This is a genomic window from Candidatus Nitrotoga fabula (assembly GCF_905221025.1).
GTDB classification, from domain to species: Bacteria; Pseudomonadota; Gammaproteobacteria; order Burkholderiales; family Gallionellaceae; genus Nitrotoga; species Nitrotoga fabula.
Window position 1 is genome coordinate 1 of record NZ_CAJNBL010000043.1, and the last position, 22,263, is coordinate 22,263.

Below are 22,263 nucleotides of genomic sequence, written 5' to 3' on the forward strand. Positions count from 1 at the left end.
CGGTTGTCTGTAAACTTTTAAAGAACAGGCTGCTGTAATTGCATTTGCAATCTACGGTTGCGGGGGCAGGATTTGAACCTACGACCTTCGGGTTATGAGCCCGACGAGCTGCCAGACTGCTCCACCCCGCGTCAGCGAAGAATTGAACTATAGCAAGCCCGTTATCCTTTGTCAAACATTATCTCGGAAAACATTATCTCGGAAAACATTATCTCGGAAAACATTATCTCGGAAAACATTATCTCGGAAAACATTATCTCGGAATATTATTATTTCCCCCTCCCGATTTATCAATTCTAAATAATGAATAATGACTTGAATAGCTTACGTCCGAATATGAAGTGCAACACCTAGATTGTTAAAGAATATCTACCCATGAATTTTATGTCTCACTCTTTATATTGGATCTTTTGTTTTAGAATGACTGACCAATCTTTTTTGAAGTCGTTTGAAGTCTTTAACTATTGTATTGAAATTTCGATTATGTTGGTTGAACCCCCCTCGATCAGCCCTTACATGATAGACACGTTCATCTTTCTCAGAATGACTTTAGCTTAGTCTTTATAGGCACTCACTCAATATCCCACAGTATTTGTTTGACCATCCTTAATTTAATAATTATCATTTACATATATATTCATGAGTATCTATCTGGATATTACGTTACCTAACATTCGACACCCTGGAGTTGATACATATGGACAAATCCCTGCCTTACTTTCAGTGCTTTCGAAACATTATTTTTGCGAGTTTCATCCTTACAGTAACCTTTGCTGCAAATGCAGCCAATGAAATTGTTGTGTACTCTGCACGCAACGAACAACTTATCAAGCCGTTATTTGACGCATATACTAAAGAAACCGGCACAACCATTAAATTCCTCACTGACAAAGAAGGAGCTTTACTGCAGAAACTTAAAGCAGAGGGGGCCAATACGCCGGCTGACATGCTTATTACTGCTGATGCGGGAAACCTTTGGCAAGCGACTAATCTGGGATTATTACAACCCGTGCAATCCCAAAAGCTTCTGGATAACATTCCTTCCCATCTCCGCGATCCAGCAAACCAATGGTTCGGCCTATCAGTACGAGCACGCACCATCATATACAATAGGGCGAAGGTAAAGCCTTCCGCCCTCTCTACTTACGAAGACTTGGGTAATCCGAAATGGAAAGGGCGACTATGTTTGAGAACATCAAAATCTGTTTATAATCAATCATTAGTTGCCACGATGATCCATGAATATGGTGAAGCAAAAACTGAGCAGATCATTAAATCCTGGGTGAATAATCTTGCCACCTCTCCTATTTCTGATGATTCCAGAGCAATGCTGGCAGTGGTTGCCGGTCAGTGTGATCTCACGATAGCAAACACATACTATTTTGGGGGATTGCTGAAAAAAAATCCTAAACTGCCACTTGCAATTTTCTGGCCAAATCAAAATATTAAGGACAGTGGCGTACATGTAAATGTTTCAGGAGCTGGCATCACTCGCCACGCCAAGCATCAAGCAGAAGCAGTTAAATTCCTGGAATGGCTGTCCTCAGACAAAGCACAAAACCTGTTTGCCGATATAAACATGGAATATCCCGTAAACCCGAAAATAAAACCTGATGCCAAGATTGCGGCATGGGGGCAATTCAAACAAAATCCTACCAATCTAGTTAAAGCAGGTGAATTGCAGGCCACTGCGGTAAAATTGATGGATCGTACCGGATATAAATAAATATTATTGATGCATCACTTACCTAAATCCACTGTAAAGGCGCCCACAGCGGGCGCTTTTACATTTAAATTTCGATTCCCAAGCGGCTGGACAATTACAGCAATATTCATTGCCTCGCTGACTTTAATTCCTGTGACGGTGGTAATGTGCTCATTGCTCACACCTGAACGAGAAATTTGGTCACATCTCCTACAATTTCAGCTACCTGAATTGATCAGCAATACTTTCTGGCTTGTGCTCGGGGTCGGCTTGGGCGTAGTACTATTAGGTGTTTCTCTGGCATGGATTACTGCTGTTTGCGAGTTCCCCGGTCGTAGATACTTTTCCTGGGCACTATTATTGCCATTGGCAATCCCAGCCTATGTAACTGCATTTGTCGCAATTGGCCTACTCGATTTTATCGGCCCTATCCAAACCCTGGCTCGAGAATGGTGGGGATTGACTGAATTTCCTCCAATCCGTTCTAGAGGCGGAGTAATCGCTGTAATGACTTTAGCACTATATCCCTATGTGTACCTGATTACCCGCAACGCATTTTCAACTCAAGGCAGGCAGGCTCTTGAGGTAGCCCAATCCCTCGGACTATCACCAACCGTTGGTTTTTTCCGTGTAGCGCTACCGATGGCACGCCCCTGGATCGCAGGTGGTGCAATGCTGGCCCTTATGGAAACCCTGGCAGACTTTGGTACTGTTGCCATATTCAACTACGATACTTTCACTACTGCAATATATAAAGCGTGGTTCTCGTTATTTTCGCTACAAGCCGCTTCACAGCTGGCATCAATTCTGATTGTATTTGTGCTGGTAGTATTGCTGGCAGAACAACAAACCCGAACGCGTATGAACTATACTCAAGCTGGAAAGCACAGTGTACAGGCCCGTATCCATCTTTCTAGCACTTGCGCTTGGATGGCTACCGGTTATTGCTTTGCGGTACTTACACTTGGATTTATCGTACCAGTCACTCAATTGCTATTGTGGACATTGGAGATCATCGGGCAGGATTTTGATGTACGCTATTTCGATTTTTTCTGGCATTCCTTGATTCTGGCAACTTTTTCTGCATTGCTGGCAGGATCGTTTTCCCTTCTATTAAGCTATAGCTCACGACAGCGGCCAGGGCTGGCATTACGCATTGCCTCCCGTATTGCCACAATTGGTTACGCTCTCCCGGGCACAGTACTGGCAGTAGGGGCGTTTGTTCCTGTTGCATGGCTGGATAATCGGCTAATTGCTATGGGCTGGATACAGACCCCTCTTTTACAAGGCTCTTTAATGGTTATGCTTACAGCATACCTGATCCGTTTTCTGGCGGTCGCTCACAGCCCGATAGATAGCCAAATGCACCGCATCACCCGCAACGTGGATGAAGCATCACGTAGCCTGGGCATTTCCGGCAGCCGCCTGATCGCCCGCGTCCATCTGCCCATGCTTAGCGGCAGCCTGCTCACGGCAGCCACTTTAGTATTCGTGGATGTAATGAAAGAAATGCCGATTACTCTGATGACCCGCCCTTTTGGATGGGATACACTGGCTGTCCGGGTATTTGAAATGACCGCTGCAGGCGAATGGAACCGTGCAGCATTACCCGCCATATCCTTGGTACTAATCGGTCTTGTACCTGTAATTTTGCTAACCAGATACCGATCAAGGTAACTTCGTCCTGCTTTCTGCATAGTTCAAATGCTGAAAAAACAATACAAATTTTTGAATCTCGACCAAGAAAATTTTTGCCGGACTTAACACCCCAATCACCATGCTACTTGAACTAAAACACGTCAGTCAGTCTTACAATTCACGAACCGTGCTGCGCAATCTGTCATTTGCGCTTGACGCAGGGGAAATTGGTTGTCTGCTTGGGCCTTCCGGGTGCGGCAAGACCACTGTGCTCCGGGCTATCGCTGGATTTGAGCCTATTACCAATGGGGAAATCATTTTAAATGGTCAACAAGTAAGTTCTCCCGGTTTTACCATGCCCGCAGAAAAACGACGCATTGGCATGGTATTCCAGGATTACGCACTGTTTCCCCATTTGAACGTAACTGCCAATGTAGGTTTTGGCTTGCATGGACAGCCCAGAACCCAACGTAATAAACGTGTGGATGAATTGCTACACACTGTCGGCCTTGAAGGGAGTGGACTTGCTTACCCTCATGAACTTTCTGGTGGACAGCAACAACGGGTTGCTCTGGCCAGAGCACTAGCCCCCTGCCCGAATCTACTATTGATGGATGAGCCTTTTTCCAACCTGGATGTTGATTTGCGCGAAAGACTCTCGCTTGAAGTACGTGACATCCTTAAACAACAAGGAACAACTGCGATAGTTGTCACTCATGACCAACATGAAGCTTTCGCAATGGGCGACGTTATCGGGGTCATGCAAAATGGTGAAATCCAGCAGTGGGACAAGGCATATAATTTGTACCATGTACCTGCAAATCGTTTTGTTGCCGATTTTGTCGGCCAAGGGGTTTTCCTGCCAGGTAAAGTGCTAAATACAAACCAGGTAGAAATTGAACTCGGCCTGCTATATTGTGAAATTCCGGGCAACCGCACTTTAGCAGAACGCAAAGGCATAAAATGCAAAAACACCACCGTAGAAGTGTTGCTACGCCCGGACGATATCGTACATGATGACGCAAGCCCCTTGCTTGCCTTAGTGGAGCATAAAGCATTCCGTGGTGCGGATATCCTTTATACCTTACGCCTGCCTAGCGGAAACCGGGTATTGTCCCTTGTCCCCAGCCATCATGTCCACGCTATTGGCGAACAGATCGGGATCCGTCTAGAAGTAGATCATGTAATTACTTTTCCTGTTGATAGCTGACTACCTGCCCATTAAGTGAAATTGCCTAATCCGAAAATCAAATAGCAGCCTGATCCTTAACATCGCAAAGTGAATTAAACTTTCCCCGCATCAGAAGTGGTCGTTTCGTTCCCTCCTCCTGAAATACATTTATGACTTGTAAGGGCAATTAACCTTGGTACAGTCCGCATAAAGGTAGAGGGCATGATCTCGAATCTTAAAGCCAAGTTCATCTGCGATCTTAATTTGACGCTTTTCAATCGCCGGATCATGAAATTCTTCAACCCGACCGCATTGCAAACAAATTAAATGATCATGGTGTCCACCTTTATTCAGCTCAAACACCGCCTTTCCAGTTTCAAAATGATGACGAACAAGCAATCCTGCTTGTTCAAACTGTGTAAGTACACGATAAACTGTTGCCAATCCAACATCAAGCCCTTCTTCGATCAGCATCTTATAAACATCTTCTGCGCTTAAATGCCGTACTGCTGCACTTTCAAACAGATTAAGAATTTTAAGACGGGGCAATGTAGTCTTGAGACCAACAGTCTTAAGGTTGTTTGGTGTAGACATTGAATTATCCTTTTAAATTTTAATTAAGCAACTGACAACAAGTTCATATTGCCATTGTTAACCCTATGTTGCGATAAATAGCCATGCACAACGTACTAGCATCGTACCCGCATATCATCGCTTAATCCAGCCAGGCATAACAATCGTAAGATTAATAAATGCAGTACAACCAACTTCATATTCAGACACAAAAATTTCTAAATATAAAATACAAACTCGGCCCACATCATGCCTCTTCAAGCCTGTATGGCGAACGTAAAGTTTTGTTCGCTGTTTTACGACAGCCAATACCCATGTGCAATAAATTTATCCGCAAATTTCATTGTATCCTGTATGCTGACATTGGACGCAATGCCTCGTCCAATGCCAGCTGAAGTGTTGAAGATGGCGAAAACTCAGCCACCTGCTCTAAAGAACTGCCCCCTACCCAATATGACAGTTGAGGCGTTTGCCGATTTTTTTACGGCTGAAACTGATTTCAGGTTTATTTGCTACTTTGATTCGGGTAGCATCTATACTCTTAATCTAGGAGTTTTTCCGGAAATAATCAGGCTTACTCATATCCCTTAGAAGATACTTGTCCGGTTTCCGGTAATATCTGTTTCCCCCTGTAAACCTTCCACTTAGGGAGTCTAAAAAAACGCGCACCGAAACAATCAAGACCAATGATCAAAGTACGTTCACATTGATACCAGGCTCACTACCAGAAAATGCTGTACACATAATGATCTGGCATTCATGTACCCGTTTAAAATCCTAATTGCCAGACTTCAAATAACTGAAAGTAGCAGACTGAAAAACCAAACTAAATGACCGGTTAAACAGAATCATCCTTCATGCCGGAAGTATACAAGAATTATCCAACCTGATAATACCGATAACTTTATTTTTTAGCAGCATCAATACATTCGATCCGGATTGTTTCTGACCAGATTAAATAAAACATCAACATAAACAATTAATTATATTTTTCGCAGAAACAAATTAGCAATATTACTTCCCCAAGTAACCACATTGATTAATCAAAAAGCATGATTTAATTTGAAATAACTCTGCCTTTAGCCATTTCTAGATGGTAATGCACTAATTGTCTCTTTGGCTCGGGATTGCTGCCAGCCACCACCCATCGCCTTCATCAGATCAGCGACAGCAATACGCTGATCTCGCTCTGCGTCAATTCGATTCAGTTGCGCCAGCAGATAATTTCTTTCTACATCCAAAAACTCCAGGCGACTTGAAATCCCCACTCGATAGCGAACTTCAGCTTGCTTATGCGCCTTTTCAAGCGCGCTACCGCGCGCAGTTTCGGCAACCAGTTTCTGGCGAGCAGTATCTTGTGCCAGCAAAGCCTTGCGCACATCAGTAAAGGCATTTGCAACTGCATATTTATATTGCAACAAAGCTTGTTCTCGGCGGGATTCTGCAATCTTTACACCCGACTCAATACGTCCAGCATTAAAAATTGGCTGGGCAACCCCCGCAGCAAATTGAAAAATACTCGCTGGCCCCGTAAACAAACGAGAAAACGAAATGCTTTCACTCCCAAGATAAGAGGTCAGACTGATAGCAGGGAAAAACTGCGCGCGCGCAACTCCAACACGCGCATTCATTGCAATTAAATTTTGTTCTGCTTCCTGAAGATCTGGCCTGCGGAACAATAATTCTGCCGGCAAACCGTCAGGAACCCAAACATTCACAAGAGTAGGATGACCACGCTCCAACCTGGCATGCATCAATTCACGTGGCGAACGACCCAACAATAAAGCCAGGCCCGCTTCCAACTGATCTCTAACCCCTATAATCATGACAAGTTGCGCTTGGGTATTTTCAGCCTCAGCTTTGGACTGATGCAGATCAAATTCCGAAATAGCACCAACCGCATAACGCTTCTTGTCCAGGAGCAAACGTTCCTGACGTCCAGCCAGTATTCGACGAATTTCTGATTCTTGGGCATCCGCTGCCAATAAAGAGAAATATTGTTGAGCCACTTGTGAAGTTAGCGACAGGCGAACCGCATCGATGTTAAATTTCCTGGCAAAAAGATCGGCGCGCGCGGCTTCAGTGGACCGGCGAAATTTTCCCCATAAATCCAGTTCATAGCTGGCTTGCAGGATGATTCTTGAAAAATCTATGATACGGACTGGTGGAATGAATTGCCCTGGATTAATACTCCGTTTAGTACGGGAATTCGCTCCATTGACATTGACCTCTGGGTACAAATCCGATTCTGCAATTACCAACTGCGAACGCGCTTCCAATATCTTTGCAACAGCTAACTGGGCATCTACATTATGAGCAAGTGCTTCATCCTCAATCTTATCAAGAACCGGATCAGCATATAAACTCCACCACCGTTCTCCTGCAGCCATTACCGGCTTCTTTGCGACTTGACTACTCGTAACTGACTTGGTTTCCCAGGATTCAGGCAAATCCATATCCGGACTTTTATAGTCTGGCCCAGCTGCACATGCCACAAGCAAAAACTTGCTGAGCAGTAGCATGAATAATTTTCTAATTGTTAAAAAATAATTAGTTATGCGCAACTTCATTTCTATGGTTACATCAATTTTTGACTGGAAAACCATTCTTCTCCGAATACCGGGATATATGTCCCGGGAATATCCGCCGAACAACCACAAAAAATACCGGCACCAAAAATACAGCCAGGACGGTAGCAGCTATCATTCCACCCATGACACTCGTACCTATGGCTTGACGGCCATTGGCTCCGGCCCCGGAAGAAATAGCCAATGGCAGAACACCTAAAATAAAGGCAATAGATGTCATCAATATCGGCCGGAACCTTAATCTACATGCTTCAAGAGTAGCATCCAGCAGGCTGGCCCCACGTTCCTGCAGATCGCGTGCAAATTCTATGATCAGAATCGCATTTTTGGCAGACAAGCCAATTATGACAATCAGCCCCACTTTAAAATACACATCATTCGGCATACCTCGCAAAGTCATGGCCAGCAATGCGCCCAGAATGCCAATGGGCACTACCAGCAAAACTGCCAATGGAACTGACCAGCTCTCATAAAGCGCAGCAAGACAAAGGAAAACAGCAATTAGTGATAAACCAAAAAGTAATATGGCCTGACTACCCGACAGCCGCTCTTCGTAAGAAGTTCCAGACCATTCATACCCAAAGCCTGGAGGAATCTGGCTGGTAATTTTTTCCATTGCTGCCATTGCTTCACCGCTGCTATGACCGGGTGCTGCCCCACCAGAAATTTTCATTGATGGCAGTCCATTGTAACGATCCAGTTTGGGCGATCCGGCTTCCCATCGCTGGGAGGCTATTTCCGACAAGGGCACCATTGCGCCCTGGGCATTACGCACCGGAAGACGCAAAATTTTTTCAGGAGTCATAGCCATACTGGGGTCAGCTTGCATCTGTACCCGCAGGATACGCCCCTCACGCACAAAATCATTGATATAGGCCACGCCTAATGCTGACTGAAGAGTTTCATTTAAGTCCGCCAAATCGATTCCCAGTGCACTTGCCTTGAGATGATCCACATCCAATCTCAGTTGTGGTCCCGCCTCCTGTCCTTCAGGCCGCACTCCAATCAGTGCTGAATTCTGGCTGGCCAAACCCAAAACCATATTTCGCACCTCAAGTAACTTTTCCCGTCCTTGACCCGAAAGATCCTGCAACCGAAAATCAAATCCGCCAACAGCAGCCAATTCTGGAATCGGGGGTACATTAATTGGAAAGATCATCGCCTGCTTGATACGCGACAATGTCTTATTAGCACGCTGAACCAATGAAGAAGCAGAATTTTCTGGCACAGGGCGTGCATCCCAATCCTTGAGCCTGACAAAAGTAATGGCAGCATTCTGCCCACGACCAAAGAAAGAAAAACCAGCCACTCCAATGACATGCTCAACTTCAGGCTGCTTTAAATAAAATTTCTCAACCTGCGTCAGAACTTCAATTGTCCGTTCGCGAGTCGAACCTGGAGGCAACTGAATCAAGCTTATAAAATAACCCTGATCTTCTTCAGGCAGAAAGCTGGTTGGCAACCGTGCAAAAAGTCCTCCAACCATAACCAATATGACAACATAAATAACAAGATAGAAACCGGTTCTTTTCAGGACATGTCCCACACCGGATTGATATCGTTGAGTCACCCTGCTAAAAAAACGATTGAACCAACCAAAAAACCCTTTTCTAGCAAGCACCGGGTGAGTCTGTGTATGCTTCAGCAATGTTGCTGTCAGAGCCGGGGTCAACGTCAATGCCATTAACATTGAAAAAGCAATAGTCAAAATCAATGTTATAGAAAATTGTCTATAGATGGTTCCTACAGAACCGCTAAAGAATGCCATCGGGATAAATACCGCAATCAGTACCAGAGTAATCGCAATAATCGCGTTGATAATCTGCCCCATCGCTTTGCGTGTGGCTTCACGGGCCGACAACCCTTCCTCCGACATGATGCGCTCGACATTTTCTACAACCACAATGGCATCATCCACCACAATGCCTATGGCCAAGACCATAGCGAATAGCGTTAACGTGTTAATCGAATAACCTAATATGTACAGACCGAGAGTAGCCCCAACAAGAGCAACAGGTACCACAATCGCTGGAATGACCGTAGCCCGAAGGTTGCCCAGAAACAAATACATCACTAAAAAGACCAGAACCATCGCTTCTGCCAAAGTTTTTAGAACTTCCTGTATGGAGATTTCTACGAACCTGGAAGTATCATATGGAACTATCCAACTGATTCCTTTTGGAAAAGATTTCGATAATTCGGCCATCCTGGCCTTGACTGCCTTGGCTGTATCCAATGCGTTCGCACCAGGTAACAACCTGATGGCGATCGCCGAAGAAGGCTGCCCGTCAAGACGCGCTGCAACCGAATAATCCTGCGCACCCAGTTCCACTGTTGCCAGGTCCTTGACTCGGACTGTTGAGCCATCCGAATTGGCGCGCACTATAATGTTGCCGAATTCTTCTGGGTTTGAAAGCCTACCTCTGGTTACAATCACGGCGTTTAATTGCTGCCCCTTGCTGGCTGGCAACTGTCCAAGCTCCCCTATAGCAAGCTGAATATTTTGCGCCCGCACCGCTCGCGTGATATCCCCTGGGGATATACCAAACGCATGAAGCCTTTCTGGATGAAGCCAGATTCGCATCGAATATTCCGTACCAAAAAGTATCCCTTCTCCTACTCCCGGCACTCTGCGAATGCTTTCCAGCAAGTTCGTGGCTGCATAGCTTCCCAGTGCCACGTTATCCAGACTTTTATCTGGCGAAACCAATGAAACAAACATTAAGTAGTTTCTCGCAGACTTGGCCACCGTGACCCCCATGCGGCGGACATCCTCAGGCAAACGTGCTTCAGCGCGCTTAATACGATTTTGAGTTTCAACCGATGCAATATCCAGATTGGAACCAGCTTCAAAAGTAAGCGTGATTGTGCCACGGCCAAGCTCAGAAGAAGAATCCATATAGAGCAAATGCTCAATACCGTTCAATTCTTGCTCAATCAGAGCGACAGCAGTTTCCTCTACCACTTTGGCAGATGCACCTGGGTAAGTAAGAGTAATCGCCAACGCCGGTGGCGCCACCGCGGGATAAGAAGTAACAGGCAGACCGCGCAATGCGAGTCCGCCTCCAAGCAGAATTATTAAAGCGATAACCCATGCAAAAATGGGGCGATCTATAAAGAAACTAGAAAGCATGCCAAAATTTATTTTTCTGCCCGGGATGTGGGCAGTGCTATCGAGGAAACCTCAATCACACCCTGTTTTATGGTTACGGGCTTCACCATAGCGCCTGGGCGAGCTTTTTGCACTCCATTGACGATCACCTTTTCCCCGCCACTCAACCCTTCAACAATAATAAAATCCCCACCTGCCATACTGCCTGCCTTAACCCGCTGTACCGCCACCTTGCCTTGTGAATCAACAACCATCACATATTGTCCTTGGGCATCTGACAACAATGATCGCTGCGGAATCTTGATCGCATTTTCAAGCTTCGCTTCCGGAAAGCGAACGCGTACAAACATGCCCGGCAGCAATTCCTGTTTTGGGTTAGGAAACAGGGCTCGAAGCGAAACGCTGTTTGTACTGGGATCAACGGCAAGATCCGAAAATAGGAATGTGCCAGATAACGGGTAAATGCTGCCATCCTCCAGAACCAGTTCAACCCTTTTAAGCCCAGTTCGTCCCAACTTTCCCTCATTGATCGCCTGCTGAAGCCGGAAAAGATCAGAACCGGATTGAGTAAAATTTACATAAAGAGGGTCTATTTGTTCGATTATGGCAAGCAAGGTAGCCTCTTCACGGCCCACCAGCGCCCCTTCGGTTATTTGTGAACGACCTATTCGGCCTGAAATCGGAGCTGGCACACGGGTGTTGTCCAAATCTTCCCGCGCCTTGGAAAAAACCGCCTCGGCCTGCTTGAACCTAGCTTCTGCCAATTCAAATTCCTGTTGGCTAACAGCCTTTAGACCAAACAGATATTTGTAGCGTGCCAATGCTTGACGGGCAATGGCCCGCTCTACTTTAGCTGCGTCATAGGCTGTCTGATAATTGCGCGCAAAAATCTGGTACAGCAAATCTCCCTTTTCAACATTGCTGCCCTCAGTAAAAATGCGCTTTTCGACCAACCCCTCTACCCTTGCCCGCACCTGAGCGGTGCGAAATGCCTGAATACGACCAGGCAAATCTTGAGTGAGTACTGCTGAGCTCCGCGTAATGGTGATTACATCCACTTCAGGAGGTGAGGGGATATTGATCTCTGAGTTTTTTTGGCTCTCACCAGAACCGCAACCTGTAAGTGCCGCAGATACAAATGCAACCGCTAAAAACACCTTTCTTTTTAACAAGCTCACCTCTTGTTTCATTATATCTCCAGTAAATTACTCCTCCATCGTAATCCTTAATGTTCGCTGAAGATTATCACTTTCAAAAAATTTTAAAACGCTACTTACATATGGACAAATGGTCGGAATCCAAAAAATTTCGAACATCAACTGCAAGAGATCTGCTTTGAGCACACCTCAAAAGTGGGCTGAGAAAATAGAAAAATAATCTTGAAATTTCAGTAAGTATCTAAAAAATAAATGCCTAATCAATAAAGTACCACTGGGAATATATTCTAGAGTAAGAACGCGGCCAGTAAAAACCAATATACTCAAAGCCCGGAAACACAATTCCTGTTAACAAATCCTGCGCGGCAACTGATTTACATTTATGAAATAAACAAATGATAGGCTATAGACATAGCCTATCCGGATATAAAATGCAATATCAGCTCAAAACCCAATCTCCAATCTGAAACGGATATACATCCATAAAGTCGGAGTGCGTTGTTCACCTACCCACACCTTAAATGATTTTTTAAACAATCCTAGAAACTGAAATTTGATAGCTTATAACTAAAAACCATTATGCAACATCTAACCGGGCTAACCATAATCCATGACACTGCAATTACCAATACGTTCACCTAACTCATTCTAGGACATCAATCCAGTAAGAGCGGCTTGTTGAAATGGAAAAACAGTATATCAATCCATATGCATCCCGCCATTTACATGCAATGTTGCACCAGTGATATAAGCCGCACCCGGCCCAGCAAGAAAAGCTACAGCAGCAGCGACATCGACCGCTTGCCCCAAACGTTTTAGCGGCACATGCTCAGCAAGTTTTTCACGTTGCTCCTGCGAAAGTGAATCAGTCATATCTGTCACGATATACCCCGGAGCAACGCAATTAACAGTGATGTTACGACTCGCAACTTCGCGGGCCAGCGATTTGCTGAAGCCAATCATCCCGGCCTTGGATGCAGCATAATTGGCTTGCCCTGCATTTCCCATACTGCCAACAATCGAAGAGATATTGATAATACGACCATGGCGTGCCTTCATCATTGCTCTCAGCACAGCACGGCTCATTCGGAATACCGATTTCAGATTGGTCATAATAATATCATCCCATTCATCGTCACTCATCCGCGCAAGCAAATTGTCACGAACTATCCCAGCATTATTCACCAAAATGGAAATCTCACCATATTTCTTACGAATTTCGCTAACTACCTGATCAATTCGCACAACATCATTAACATTCAGTTCCATACCACTACCCTGAATACCAGCTGCTGCCAAATATTCACTGATTGCCTGCGCTCCTTTTTCAGTCGTTGCGGTACCAATCACAGTCGCACCCAGCCTGCCTAGCTCCAGCACGATACCTTGTCCGATACCACGACTGGCGCCTGTAACCAAAGCAATCTGTCCCTGCAAGTCCATTTACCCTCCGTCACTCATAGCAATACTTCCAATACGGATTTCACGGCCAAACTATCATTCAAGGCCAATGCGTGCTGATTACTGTCAATACGCTTATTTAGCGCCACCAGCACCTTACCTGGCGCACATTCCACATTATATGACATGCCATTCCGGCTGAAATACTGCACGGTTTCCACCCAGCGTACAGGCGAATACAGTTGACGCACCAACGCGTCTTTAATAGAGAGGGGGTCCATATAACTTTCCACATCGGCATTGTGTACCACTGGAATCCCAGGTACTTGCATGTTTATGTCACATAACCTGGTGCGCAATCGTTCAGCCGCTCCGCGTAACAGGCTGCAATGCGAGGGTACGCTCACTGGAAGCATCAACGCACGCCTTGCCCCCCTGGCCTTTGCCAAACCAATTCCCCGCTCAACTGCTGCCACATTACCGGCAATGACAACCTGTCCTGGAGCATTAAAATTTACCGCTTCCAGCACCTCATCATGCGCAGCAGCATTACAAACCTGAAGCACGATTTCGTCATCCAGTCCAAGAATGGCTGCCATACCGCCTGCTCCTTGCGGCACCGCCTCCTGCATACATTCAGCCCGAAAACGAACCAGCAACAAGGCATCAGAGAAATCGAGTGCTCCACTGATTACCAGTGCGGTATACTCGCCGAGACTATGTCCGGCCAACATTGCGGGAGCTGGGCCTCCCAGACTTTGCCAAGCACGAAATACCGCCACCCCGGCCGTCAGCATGAGAGGCTGGGTATTCACAGTAGCGTTCAGTTCGCTATCGTTGCCTTCCGCTACTAATTGCCAAAGATCCTGATGCAATATGTCGGATGCTTCCATAAAGGTGTCACGCACCATAGGAAAATCGGCATAGCCATGCATCATGCCTCGTGATTGCGAACCCTGGCCTGGAAAGACAAAAGCAAATCTGGTCTTCAACGTTTTATAGAATCAATTTGAAAAGTTACCAACGCAGTAGAACCGCACCCCAAGTAAATCCACCACCGACTGCTTCCATCAGAACATGCTGACCAGGTTGAATGCGTCCGTCACGCACTGCCGTGTCAAGCGCTAGTGGAATGGATGCAGCAGATGTATTGCCATGATAATCAACGGTCACCACCACTTTATCCATACTCAACCCAAGTTTTTTAGCCGTAGCTTCCATGATGCGGATATTTGCCTGATGTGGAATTAGCCAATCAATATCATTGCACACCATCTTGCTCTCAGCCAAAACCTCTTCCACGACCTCGCTCAGTACCTTTACCGCGAACTTAAACACTGCCTGACCATCCATTCTGATGAAGGGATTACCAAATACTGCACCATTCCGTATGCTGCCTTCTGCACTTAACATGCCACGATAGCTCCCATTGGCATGTAATCTTGCGGCCAATATGCCTGGCACGTCGCTGCGCTGTAACACCACCGCTCCTGCTCCGTCTCCAAACAATACACAAGTAGTCCGGTCCTCCCAGTTAAGCAGGTGTGACAATACCTCAGCACCTACTACCAGTGCATTGCTCGCCTGCCCCCCTCTGATATATAGGTCCGCAGTATTCAATGCATAAACAAAGCCACTGCAAACGGCTTGCACATCAAAAGCTACGGCCTTTTTAATACCCAACTTGTCTTGCAGGATACATGCAGTACTTGGTAAAATCTGATCAGGCGTGGTTGTAGCAACAATGATCAGGTCAATCTCATCTGCGCCGATTCCGGCCGCCCCCAATGCACGCTGACTGGCATGAAATGCCATATCACTGGCTTGCTCACCCTCAACGGCCAAATGCCTCTCAACAATACCACTTCGGGTGACAATCCATTCGTGCGAAGTATCTACCAGCTTTTCAAGATCAAAATTAGTCAGAACCCTAGATGGCAGATAGCTCCCAGTGCCTACAATCCTTGAATGTATCAGGATGCCTCCCTTGCCTTTTGCTGGCATTCATAGTGCCACTTTTCAATATGCTCACTAATATGATGCAACATCCCTCCGCGGGCCTCTTCTGCGGCACGCTTTATAGCGCAATAAAAAGCCAGCTCATCAGCAGCGCCATGACTTTTTAGCACGATACCCTTCAGACCAAGTAAACTAGCACCATTATATCGTCTGGGGTCAACACGGCGCCTAAATGCATTAAGAACCGGGGTGGCAATCAAGCCCGTCAATTTTGTAAGAGCATTGCGTTTAAACTCTTCACGCAAAAAACCGCCTAGCATCTGCGCAAGTCCCTCGGTTGTTTTAAGTGCAACATTCCCAACAAAACCATCACAGACCACTATGTCAGTGAGTCCCTTGAAAATATCGTTTCCCTCAATATTGCCGTAAAAATTTAAGTCGCTCTGCCTTAACAGTTTAGCCGCCTGCTTGACAACTTCATTGCCCTTAATATCCTCGCTTCCAATATTCAGCAAGCCGACTGTAGGGTTGTCTTTATGTTCAATCGCATAAACCAAGGCAGAACCCATGAGAGCGAACTGCAGCAAATGTTCGGCGTTGCAATCTACATTTGCTCCGAGATCAAGCATGCAGACCTGCCCCTTGTTTGTCGGTAAAAATGAGGCAATTGCAGGACGATCAATCCCAGGCAGCATTTTTAGCACATAACGCGCTATTGCCATCAGCGCCCCGGTATTACCGGCACTTACACAGGCCGAAGCTTCGCCTTTTTTTACCAGATTAATGGCAACACGCATGGATGAGTCTTTTTTGCTACGCAACATTAATTGCGGTGACTCATCCATTCCAACCACTTCACTAGCTGCAAAAATATGTAGTCGTGGCTCACTGGTACTTTTCAAGGTGCGCAGCTCCGCCTTGATTACATCAGGCAATCCAACCAAAATGATTGTGTCGCCCGGGTGCTGCCGCAAATATCTGACTGCCGCGGGAACAGTAACACGTACACCGTGGTCGCCTCCCATGGCATCAATGGCAATCGTGACATCCACCAAGCGATCCTTAAATTAACACCCTATTCAGACTTGGAAACTAGAATTAATTTAGACAGTTACATCCACACCAATCTGGCCGACACTTCTTTAAATGCAGGCAATGCAATTAGTCGCCTTTTGCCTTAACAACTCTTTTACCGCGGTAAAAACCTGTCGGGCTAATGTGATGACGCAAATGTTGTTCACCGGTAGATGGCTCTACTGCCAGCGCAGGGCTGACCAGGAAATCATGCGAGCGGTGCATACCACGCTTGGACGGGGATTTTTTGTTTTGTTGAACAGCCATAATAACTCCTTAAGTAACAACAATTTAAACCACTTTAAATAAACTACCTTTTTTTCATGCCGGATAAGACCGCAAACGGATTTTCCTTTACCTGGTCTTCTTTCTCCACCAAATATCCTTCCATCACAGACCTGCATGTACCGGCAACATGCATCGGCGCAAATGGCAAATTCAGCAAAATCTCATCCTCAAGCAAGGCAATCACATCTAATTGATTATTAGCCGGGATAGAATCGGCATCCTCTTTTTCGCAGGAAAATTCATCCCAGTCACATCTATCAACCAGATGCAACTGCGAAGTCATCTTTAATGGATAAATTATGGCTTCCAAACATCGCTGGCAACGAAGCTGACAAGACCCTTCCACTTCTATTTCCATCATTGGTCTGCCATTCTTATCATGAAAGCCCCGCAATACATAACTGATTTTCTCACGGGAGGATTCCACACAATCATTAGAGTCGGCCAGCACGTCCCAAAGCCGAGGCATTGAACTTAATGCAATCTCACCTTGCACTTCCTGATTTTTATTAGCGAAGTCTAAACTATCAATTAATTGCTGCTTAAGCATGATAATTTTGCATGATATATTTTCTGCAAGTTTCTGTCAAAAACACCCTGCGTTTGTAAATAATCTACCAGGGGGCAGATGGAAAATCCAATGCAAATTTATTCCACGATCTGAAAGTGCACCTGACATTCCGGCTTATCGTTACACATGGGGCATTTATTCTATTCCCATCATAAATCTGTCTGTTTCTTGCTTATTTTCGTACAATGCCTTTTTTTCTTTTTGCGTCAGCCTCTTGATATGCTTCTCGCGCTTCATGGCAGCAGATTTGTCAGCACATAACTCCGCATGCATTAACTGCACCGGACCACGACCACGAGTATATTTCGCCCCCTTGCCGGCATTATGAGTAGCCATACGCTTTACCAGATTATCGGTAATCCCGCAATAAATCGTTCCATCCGAACAACCGACCAAATAGCAAAACCACCGTTTTGTGAATTTTTCCACATGCTTATTCATTTTGAGTCCTGAGTGAGGGATTGCGCCTGGGATGAATAAATAGATGACTTACCCCGCACCAGTCTGGCAACCAGCAACATCCCAGTCAGCAGCAGCAGCACTGCCGCATTTCCCCAGCGTACATATGGCGTACTACCTCCATAACCTTGCACCTCCCCGGCGAGAACGCCTTCCTTATGCTGCGGCAACATCATCTGGATACTGCCATCCGGCCTGATAATTGAAGTAACGCCAGTATTCGTAGCGCGCAGCATCATCCGTCCCGTTTCCAACGCACGCATTTGCGCAATCTGGTTATGCTGCATTGCGGCATGAGATTTACCGTACCAGGCATCATTGCTGACATTTACCAGCAGGCTCGCCTCTGGCAAATAGCGAATGACCTCTTCACCGAACACGTCCTCGTAGCATATTTGCACGGCGACGCGTTGACCAGCTATTTGCAACACAGGTTGCCGCTCTCCTCCACGAGTCAGGTCAGCCATCGGGATATGCAGCACCTCGTTGATTACCCAAGCCAGCACAGGACGTAACGGGATAAACTCCCCGAATGGCACCAAATGGTTTTTTCGATAACCTTGGCTATCCGCCGTTCCAAGCGTAAACACACTGTTGTAATGCAGCCCCCTTTCAGTTTCAAACGCACCGACCAAAATGTCTCCGCCGCGCTTCCTGGCATGCTTGATCAATAAATCTTCATAGTATTGGGGTAATTCATGGCGAAAGAGAGGTAACGCCGTCTCCGGAAAAACCGTCAAGTGCGCATCACTCTGCAACACCAGCTTAAGATACTTATCCAGGGTGCCGGCTAGTCTACCCTCGTTGAATTTCAAGTCCTGAGGTATATTTCCCTGCAAAAGTGCCACCCTGAATGTCTCACCTTCAGGCTGAGTCCATTCTATCGCACGTAGCCCCCACCCCATCCCCCAGGAAAACAATAAAATTGCCAGAACCATACCGCCTCGGGCATTTCTGCGCATTTCCCAAGAAAGCACCAGCAACCCTGCGCTTATTGCAATTACGAGCGACACACCATATACGCCGAATACTGGCGCATACCCAGTCAAAGGGCTTTCGGATATTTGCGAATACCCCATTGTAAGCCATGGAAACCCGGTGAACAGCAGGCCGCGCATCCATTCCGACAGCACCCATAATGCTGGCATCACCAGCATCAGTCGCGCCCACAATGGAGGTCGCAATCTGGCCTGCAGATACCCAATTAACGCCGGAAATAACGCCAGGAAAGCTGCAAACAGCGCAGTAGTGGCAATAGCCAGCAGAAACGGCATATCACCATAATCATGCTGGGCAATATATAACCAACTAATTCCTGCGCTGAACAAACCCAATCCAAAGAAAAATCCCAGCCGGGCTGCTGCACGTTTTCCATTGGCATGTCTCCACAACCAGAACAGTCCTGCCAGGGATATAACTGTGGCCGGAAATGCCGAAACAGGAGCGAATCCACTAACAGCAAGCAGGCCCAAAAAAAAAGCAACCGTGCCTTTATATTTAAAAATGAATTTCACCCAAAACTTCCACAAGATTAATCACGCCGCCAATATCAGCCTATTCAAATGTTATTTAAAATTGAGTTCCTGAAAACTCACAGGTTCGAGTAAAATATAATATGTATTTTTTTAGTTATATTCAGATTAATTGACATATTTGGAACATCTATTGTGAAAACCAAAGCTATAATATTCGATGTAGATGGTACACTGGCGGACACCGAGGAAGCCCATCGCCTAGCATTCAACAGAGCATTCAGAGAAAATCAGCTTGACTGGCACTGGGATGTGGCACTGTATGACAAATTGCTTAAAGTAACCGGTGGCAAGGAGCGGATCAAGCATTTTGTTTCTTCCTATATTCCCGATTTTCAGAAACCAGATGACTATGAAGGTCTTGTAAAACATCTGCATCAGATCAAAACCGGCCATTACACCACAATGTTACGTGAAGGCGGAATCCCGCTACGTCCAAATGTAGAACGACTGATTAACGAAGCAAGAAATGCGGGGGTAAAACTTGCTATAGCCACGACTACCTCCCAAGACAATGTTACCACTCTATTGGAACAATCGCTTGGGGCAGGTAGTGAATCCCTGTTTGATGTTATCGGCTGTGGTGATATTGTCGCGAACAAAAAACCTGCCCCGGACATTTATTTCTGGGTTCTGGAAAAACTTGGTCTTGACGCATCTGAATGCATTGCTCTAGAGGATTCGGAGAACGGTTTGCGCTCCAGCCTTGCTGCCGGATTAAAAACCTTCATCACCATGAACCACTACACCCGCACACAGGATTTTTCCGGTGCATCCGCAGTACTCAATGATTTAAGTGACCTGAAAAAATTTTACCAGATTGCCGGTCTGCATTTTTCAAATCAGTTGGCTTCAGATTAAGCTGAAGCCAATAATCTTTGCATGCATGCTTTAGTACTCTCTCAAACTGAATTATCTAGCCAGGATACGCTTGATCACTCATCTTGAATTTGTATTATCACAAAAAAACGCTTGTTCCAGCAAATGAACTGACCAGAAAATGATGCGAATAAAACCTGCATCGCGAGGCAAATTCACATCATGCAACATGAACGCCATCCAGCAGGAATCGCACTGCCTGCGTCAATTTAATAAAGACTATGGAAAAAATTCGCCTCTCTAAGTTAATGTCCGAACAAGGCTTGTGTTCCCGTCGCGAGGCCGATAATTACATTGAACATGGCTGGGTACTGGTAGATGGCAAACCAGTGACAGAGCTGGGCACAAAAATCAGCCCCACCCAGCGCATCACGCTGAACCGTTCCGCCCAGGCACAACAACAAACACGTATCACCATCCTACTTAATAAACCTGTGGGTTTTGTATCCGGACAGGCAGAAGGCAACCACAAACCCGCAATAATGCTAATAACTAACGCAACACGCTTTACTCATGATTCTTCCCCCCTGGCTTTCCATCCCATGCAATTGAAGGGTATGGCTCCAGCTGGCCGCCTGGACATTGATTCCCATGGTCTATTGGTACTTACACAGGATGGTCGCATCGCCAAGAAGCTTATTGGAGAAAATTCATCTATCGAGAAAGAGTATCTGGTACGGGTTCAGGGAAAAATTTCTGCAAATGGCCTATCCCTTCTAAACCATGGATTAAAACTGGATGGAGAACCTCTTAAGCATGCCCAGGTAAGCTGGCTAAACAATGACCAGTTACGTTTCATTCTTCACGAGGGGAAAAAAAGACAAATTCGTCGTATGTGTGAACTGGTTGGATTGAAAGTTACCGGACTGAAGCGCGTGCGTATTGGAAAAATCAAGCTGGGTGATTTACCCAGGGGACAATGGCGCTATTTACATCAAAATGAATCCTTTTAATTGCAATTATTATTTTTCCGATGCTTACCGATGAATTTAACTATTTTTTGCCCAAAGACCTGATTGCACAGCACCCACCTACGCAGCGTGGCACCAGCCGGTTGCTGCACGTACATGGCACATTCAGAAATGATTCCATGTTTTCCCAACTCCCATCCCTGATACGCCCATATGACGTTCTGATTTTGAATAATGCGCGAGTATTAAAAGCGCGCATGTTCGGCAAAAAGGAAAGCGGCGGCAGGGTTGAGATATTGATCGAACGCATTCTAGATGGGCAACATGTACTTGCCCAAATACGCGCCAGCCATCCCCCAAAACAAGGCAGCAGGCTATTTCTGGCAGACCATCTGTCCATCACAGTTCTGGATCGGAAACACGATTTTTTCCACCTACGCTTTGAAAGCACCGAAGACGTACCGATTTTACTGGAAAAGTACGGCCGTCTGCCCCTCCCACCCTATATCACACATACAGCGAGTGCCGAAGATGAAGAGCGCTATCAAACCATATATGCGTGTCAGCCGGGCTCGATAGCTGCCCCAACTGCAGGGCTGCATTTTGACGACAGGATACTCTCCGAATTACGCGCACAGGGTACGCAACTGGCCTATCTTACCCTGCATGTAGGCGCCGGCACTTTTCAGCCAGTGCGTGTACACAACATTCAAGATCATGTCATGCATAGCGAACGTTATTCCATCCCGCAGGAAACAGTGAATGCCATACTAGAGGCCCGGTCCCGCGGCGGGAGAGTTGTCGCCATTGGCACCACCACCCTGCGTGCCCTGGAAAGCGCAGCACAGCAAGACAAAATATGCAGCCAGGAAAGAGAAACCAGCATGTTCATCACCCCGGGATACCGCTTCAAGGTGGTCGATGTTTTGCTGACCAATTTTCACCTGCCCAAATCCACCCTGCTGATGCTGACATGCGCTTTTGGCGGAATGAATGAAATACTTGCCGCTTACAGACATGCAGTAAAGCGGCAATACCGGTTTTTCAGCTATGGTGATGCCATGCTGATCGAAAGGCAACAATACTAAGCAGACAAGGCCTGCAAAATTGGCAAACCTGAAGAACACAATCCCGGGCTGTCTGCCTTTAAACTGGCCTTCCATGCTCATGCGATCACGAATCTCTCAAAAACAGACCCAATCTATGCGCAATGCATATTAAAACGGAATTCATGATGATCCGGTA

General features: G+C 46.1%; 18 protein-coding genes and 1 tRNA gene. 6 read left to right on the forward strand and 13 right to left on the reverse strand.

Annotated elements, in window-relative coordinates; translation table 11 throughout:
• Positions 1-57: 57 nt before the first annotated feature.
• Positions 58-131, reverse strand: a tRNA-Met gene (locus KJA68_RS09855).
• Positions 132-697: 566 nt separating this feature from the next.
• On the opposite strand from KJA68_RS09855, the gene KJA68_RS09860 reads away from it, so the two are divergent.
• From KJA68_RS09860 to KJA68_RS09870, 3 genes are all read left to right on the forward strand, one after another.
• A complete protein-coding gene (locus KJA68_RS09860) occupies positions 698-1,726 on the forward strand; it encodes an extracellular solute-binding protein (protein WP_213036770.1) in 1,029 nt (342 codons plus the stop codon).
• 210 nt (positions 1,727-1,936) lie between these two features.
• The gene (locus KJA68_RS09865; RefSeq protein WP_320412127.1) at positions 1,937-3,382 is read left to right on the forward strand and encodes an ABC transporter permease; all 1,446 of its coding nucleotides are present in this window, start codon (positions 1,937-1,939) and stop codon (positions 3,380-3,382) included.
• Between the two features lie 100 nt (positions 3,383-3,482).
• On the forward strand, positions 3,483-4,553 hold the full coding sequence (locus tag KJA68_RS09870; protein WP_213036771.1) for an ABC transporter ATP-binding protein: 1,071 nt from the start codon (positions 3,483-3,485) through the stop codon (positions 4,551-4,553).
• Positions 4,554-4,682: 129 nt separating this feature from the next.
• Here the strand turns inward: KJA68_RS09870 and fur are convergent, their stop codons facing one another.
• The 12 genes from fur to lnt form a co-directional block, all read right to left on the reverse strand.
• Entirely contained in the window at positions 4,683-5,108 is a 426-nt protein-coding gene (gene fur / locus KJA68_RS09875; RefSeq protein ID WP_213036772.1) for a ferric iron uptake transcriptional regulator, read from the reverse strand.
• Positions 5,109-6,166: 1,058 nt separating this feature from the next.
• Positions 6,167-7,609 (reverse strand): efflux transporter outer membrane subunit, encoded by a 1,443-nt coding sequence (locus KJA68_RS09880; RefSeq protein WP_213036773.1) that lies wholly within the window; start codon positions 7,607-7,609, stop codon positions 6,167-6,169.
• A 61-nt stretch (positions 7,610-7,670) separates the two neighbouring features.
• The gene (locus tag KJA68_RS09885; RefSeq protein WP_213036774.1) at positions 7,671-10,808 is read right to left on the reverse strand and encodes an efflux RND transporter permease subunit; all 3,138 of its coding nucleotides are present in this window, start codon (positions 10,806-10,808) and stop codon (positions 7,671-7,673) included.
• A gap of 8 nt (positions 10,809-10,816) precedes the next feature.
• Positions 10,817-11,977, reverse strand: a complete 1,161-nt coding sequence (locus tag KJA68_RS09890) for an efflux RND transporter periplasmic adaptor subunit (RefSeq protein WP_213036775.1) — start codon at positions 11,975-11,977, stop codon at positions 10,817-10,819.
• A 666-nt stretch (positions 11,978-12,643) separates the two neighbouring features.
• Positions 12,644-13,387, reverse strand: coding sequence for a 3-oxoacyl-ACP reductase FabG (fabG, locus tag KJA68_RS09895; RefSeq protein WP_213036776.1), 744 nt, complete (start codon positions 13,385-13,387; stop codon positions 12,644-12,646).
• A gap of 14 nt (positions 13,388-13,401) precedes the next feature.
• Entirely contained in the window at positions 13,402-14,337 is a 936-nt protein-coding gene (fabD, locus tag KJA68_RS09900; protein ID WP_281412160.1) for an ACP S-malonyltransferase, read from the reverse strand.
• 25 nt (positions 14,338-14,362) lie between these two features.
• Positions 14,363-15,349, reverse strand: a complete 987-nt coding sequence (locus KJA68_RS09905) for a beta-ketoacyl-ACP synthase III (RefSeq protein WP_281412161.1) — start codon at positions 15,347-15,349, stop codon at positions 14,363-14,365.
• Positions 15,319-16,356, reverse strand: coding sequence for a phosphate acyltransferase PlsX (gene plsX / locus KJA68_RS09910; RefSeq protein WP_213036777.1), 1,038 nt, complete (start codon positions 16,354-16,356; stop codon positions 15,319-15,321). The genes KJA68_RS09905 and plsX overlap by 31 nt, the downstream gene beginning before the upstream one ends.
• A gap of 109 nt (positions 16,357-16,465) precedes the next feature.
• Positions 16,466-16,645, reverse strand: coding sequence for a 50S ribosomal protein L32 (rpmF, locus tag KJA68_RS09915; protein ID WP_213036778.1), 180 nt, complete (start codon positions 16,643-16,645; stop codon positions 16,466-16,468).
• Positions 16,646-16,688: 43 nt separating this feature from the next.
• The gene (locus KJA68_RS09920; protein ID WP_213036779.1) at positions 16,689-17,216 is read right to left on the reverse strand and encodes a YceD family protein; all 528 of its coding nucleotides are present in this window, start codon (positions 17,214-17,216) and stop codon (positions 16,689-16,691) included.
• Positions 17,217-17,372: 156 nt separating this feature from the next.
• Positions 17,373-17,678: a GIY-YIG nuclease family protein gene (locus tag KJA68_RS09925; protein WP_213036780.1), complete on the reverse strand. Its 306-nt coding sequence runs from the start codon at positions 17,676-17,678 to the stop codon at positions 17,373-17,375.
• Entirely contained in the window at positions 17,675-19,201 is a 1,527-nt protein-coding gene (gene lnt, locus KJA68_RS09930; RefSeq protein WP_213036810.1) for an apolipoprotein N-acyltransferase, read from the reverse strand. Before lnt ends, KJA68_RS09925 begins: the two co-directional genes overlap by 4 nt.
• A gap of 162 nt (positions 19,202-19,363) precedes the next feature.
• Between lnt and KJA68_RS09935 the strand changes: the two genes are divergently transcribed.
• The 3 genes from KJA68_RS09935 to queA all read left to right on the forward strand — a co-directional run bounded on the left by KJA68_RS09935 (position 19,364) and on the right by queA (position 22,106).
• The gene (locus KJA68_RS09935; protein ID WP_213036781.1) at positions 19,364-20,089 is read left to right on the forward strand and encodes an HAD family hydrolase; all 726 of its coding nucleotides are present in this window, start codon (positions 19,364-19,366) and stop codon (positions 20,087-20,089) included.
• 239 nt (positions 20,090-20,328) lie between these two features.
• Positions 20,329-21,060 (forward strand): pseudouridine synthase, encoded by a 732-nt coding sequence (locus KJA68_RS09940; protein ID WP_213036782.1) that lies wholly within the window; start codon positions 20,329-20,331, stop codon positions 21,058-21,060.
• Positions 21,061-21,080: 20 nt separating this feature from the next.
• Positions 21,081-22,106, forward strand: coding sequence for a tRNA preQ1(34) S-adenosylmethionine ribosyltransferase-isomerase QueA (gene queA, locus KJA68_RS09945; protein ID WP_213036783.1), 1,026 nt, complete (start codon positions 21,081-21,083; stop codon positions 22,104-22,106).
• Positions 22,107-22,263 lie beyond the last annotated feature (157 nt).

Excerpts from the sequence above, each read along its gene's own strand:
- KJA68_RS09860 (WP_213036770.1), top strand. The coding sequence starts at position 698 with ATGGACAAATCCCTGCCTTACTTTCAGTGCTTTCGAAACATTATTTTT.
- KJA68_RS09870 (WP_213036771.1), top strand. The coding sequence starts at position 3,483 with ATGCTACTTGAACTAAAACACGTCAGTCAGTCTTACAATTCACGAACC.
- fur (WP_213036772.1), bottom strand. The coding sequence starts at position 5,108 with ATGTCTACACCAAACAACCTTAAGACTGTTGGTCTCAAGACTACATTG.
- KJA68_RS09880 (WP_213036773.1), bottom strand. The coding sequence starts at position 7,609 with ATGCTACTGCTCAGCAAGTTTTTGCTTGTGGCATGTGCAGCTGGGCCA.
- KJA68_RS09885 (WP_213036774.1), bottom strand. The coding sequence starts at position 10,808 with ATGCTTTCTAGTTTCTTTATAGATCGCCCCATTTTTGCATGGGTTATC.
- KJA68_RS09890 (WP_213036775.1), bottom strand. The coding sequence starts at position 11,977 with ATGAAACAAGAGGTGAGCTTGTTAAAAAGAAAGGTGTTTTTAGCGGTT.
- fabG (WP_213036776.1), bottom strand. The coding sequence starts at position 13,387 with ATGGACTTGCAGGGACAGATTGCTTTGGTTACAGGCGCCAGTCGTGGT.
- KJA68_RS09905 (WP_281412161.1), bottom strand. The coding sequence starts at position 15,349 with ATGCCAGCAAAAGGCAAGGGAGGCATCCTGATACATTCAAGGATTGTA.
- rpmF (WP_213036778.1), bottom strand. The coding sequence starts at position 16,645 with ATGGCTGTTCAACAAAACAAAAAATCCCCGTCCAAGCGTGGTATGCAC.
- KJA68_RS09920 (WP_213036779.1), bottom strand. The coding sequence starts at position 17,216 with ATGCTTAAGCAGCAATTAATTGATAGTTTAGACTTCGCTAATAAAAAT.
- KJA68_RS09925 (WP_213036780.1), bottom strand. The coding sequence starts at position 17,678 with ATGAATAAGCATGTGGAAAAATTCACAAAACGGTGGTTTTGCTATTTG.
- KJA68_RS09940 (WP_213036782.1), top strand. The coding sequence starts at position 20,329 with ATGGAAAAAATTCGCCTCTCTAAGTTAATGTCCGAACAAGGCTTGTGT.
- queA (WP_213036783.1), top strand. The coding sequence starts at position 21,081 with ATGCTTACCGATGAATTTAACTATTTTTTGCCCAAAGACCTGATTGCA.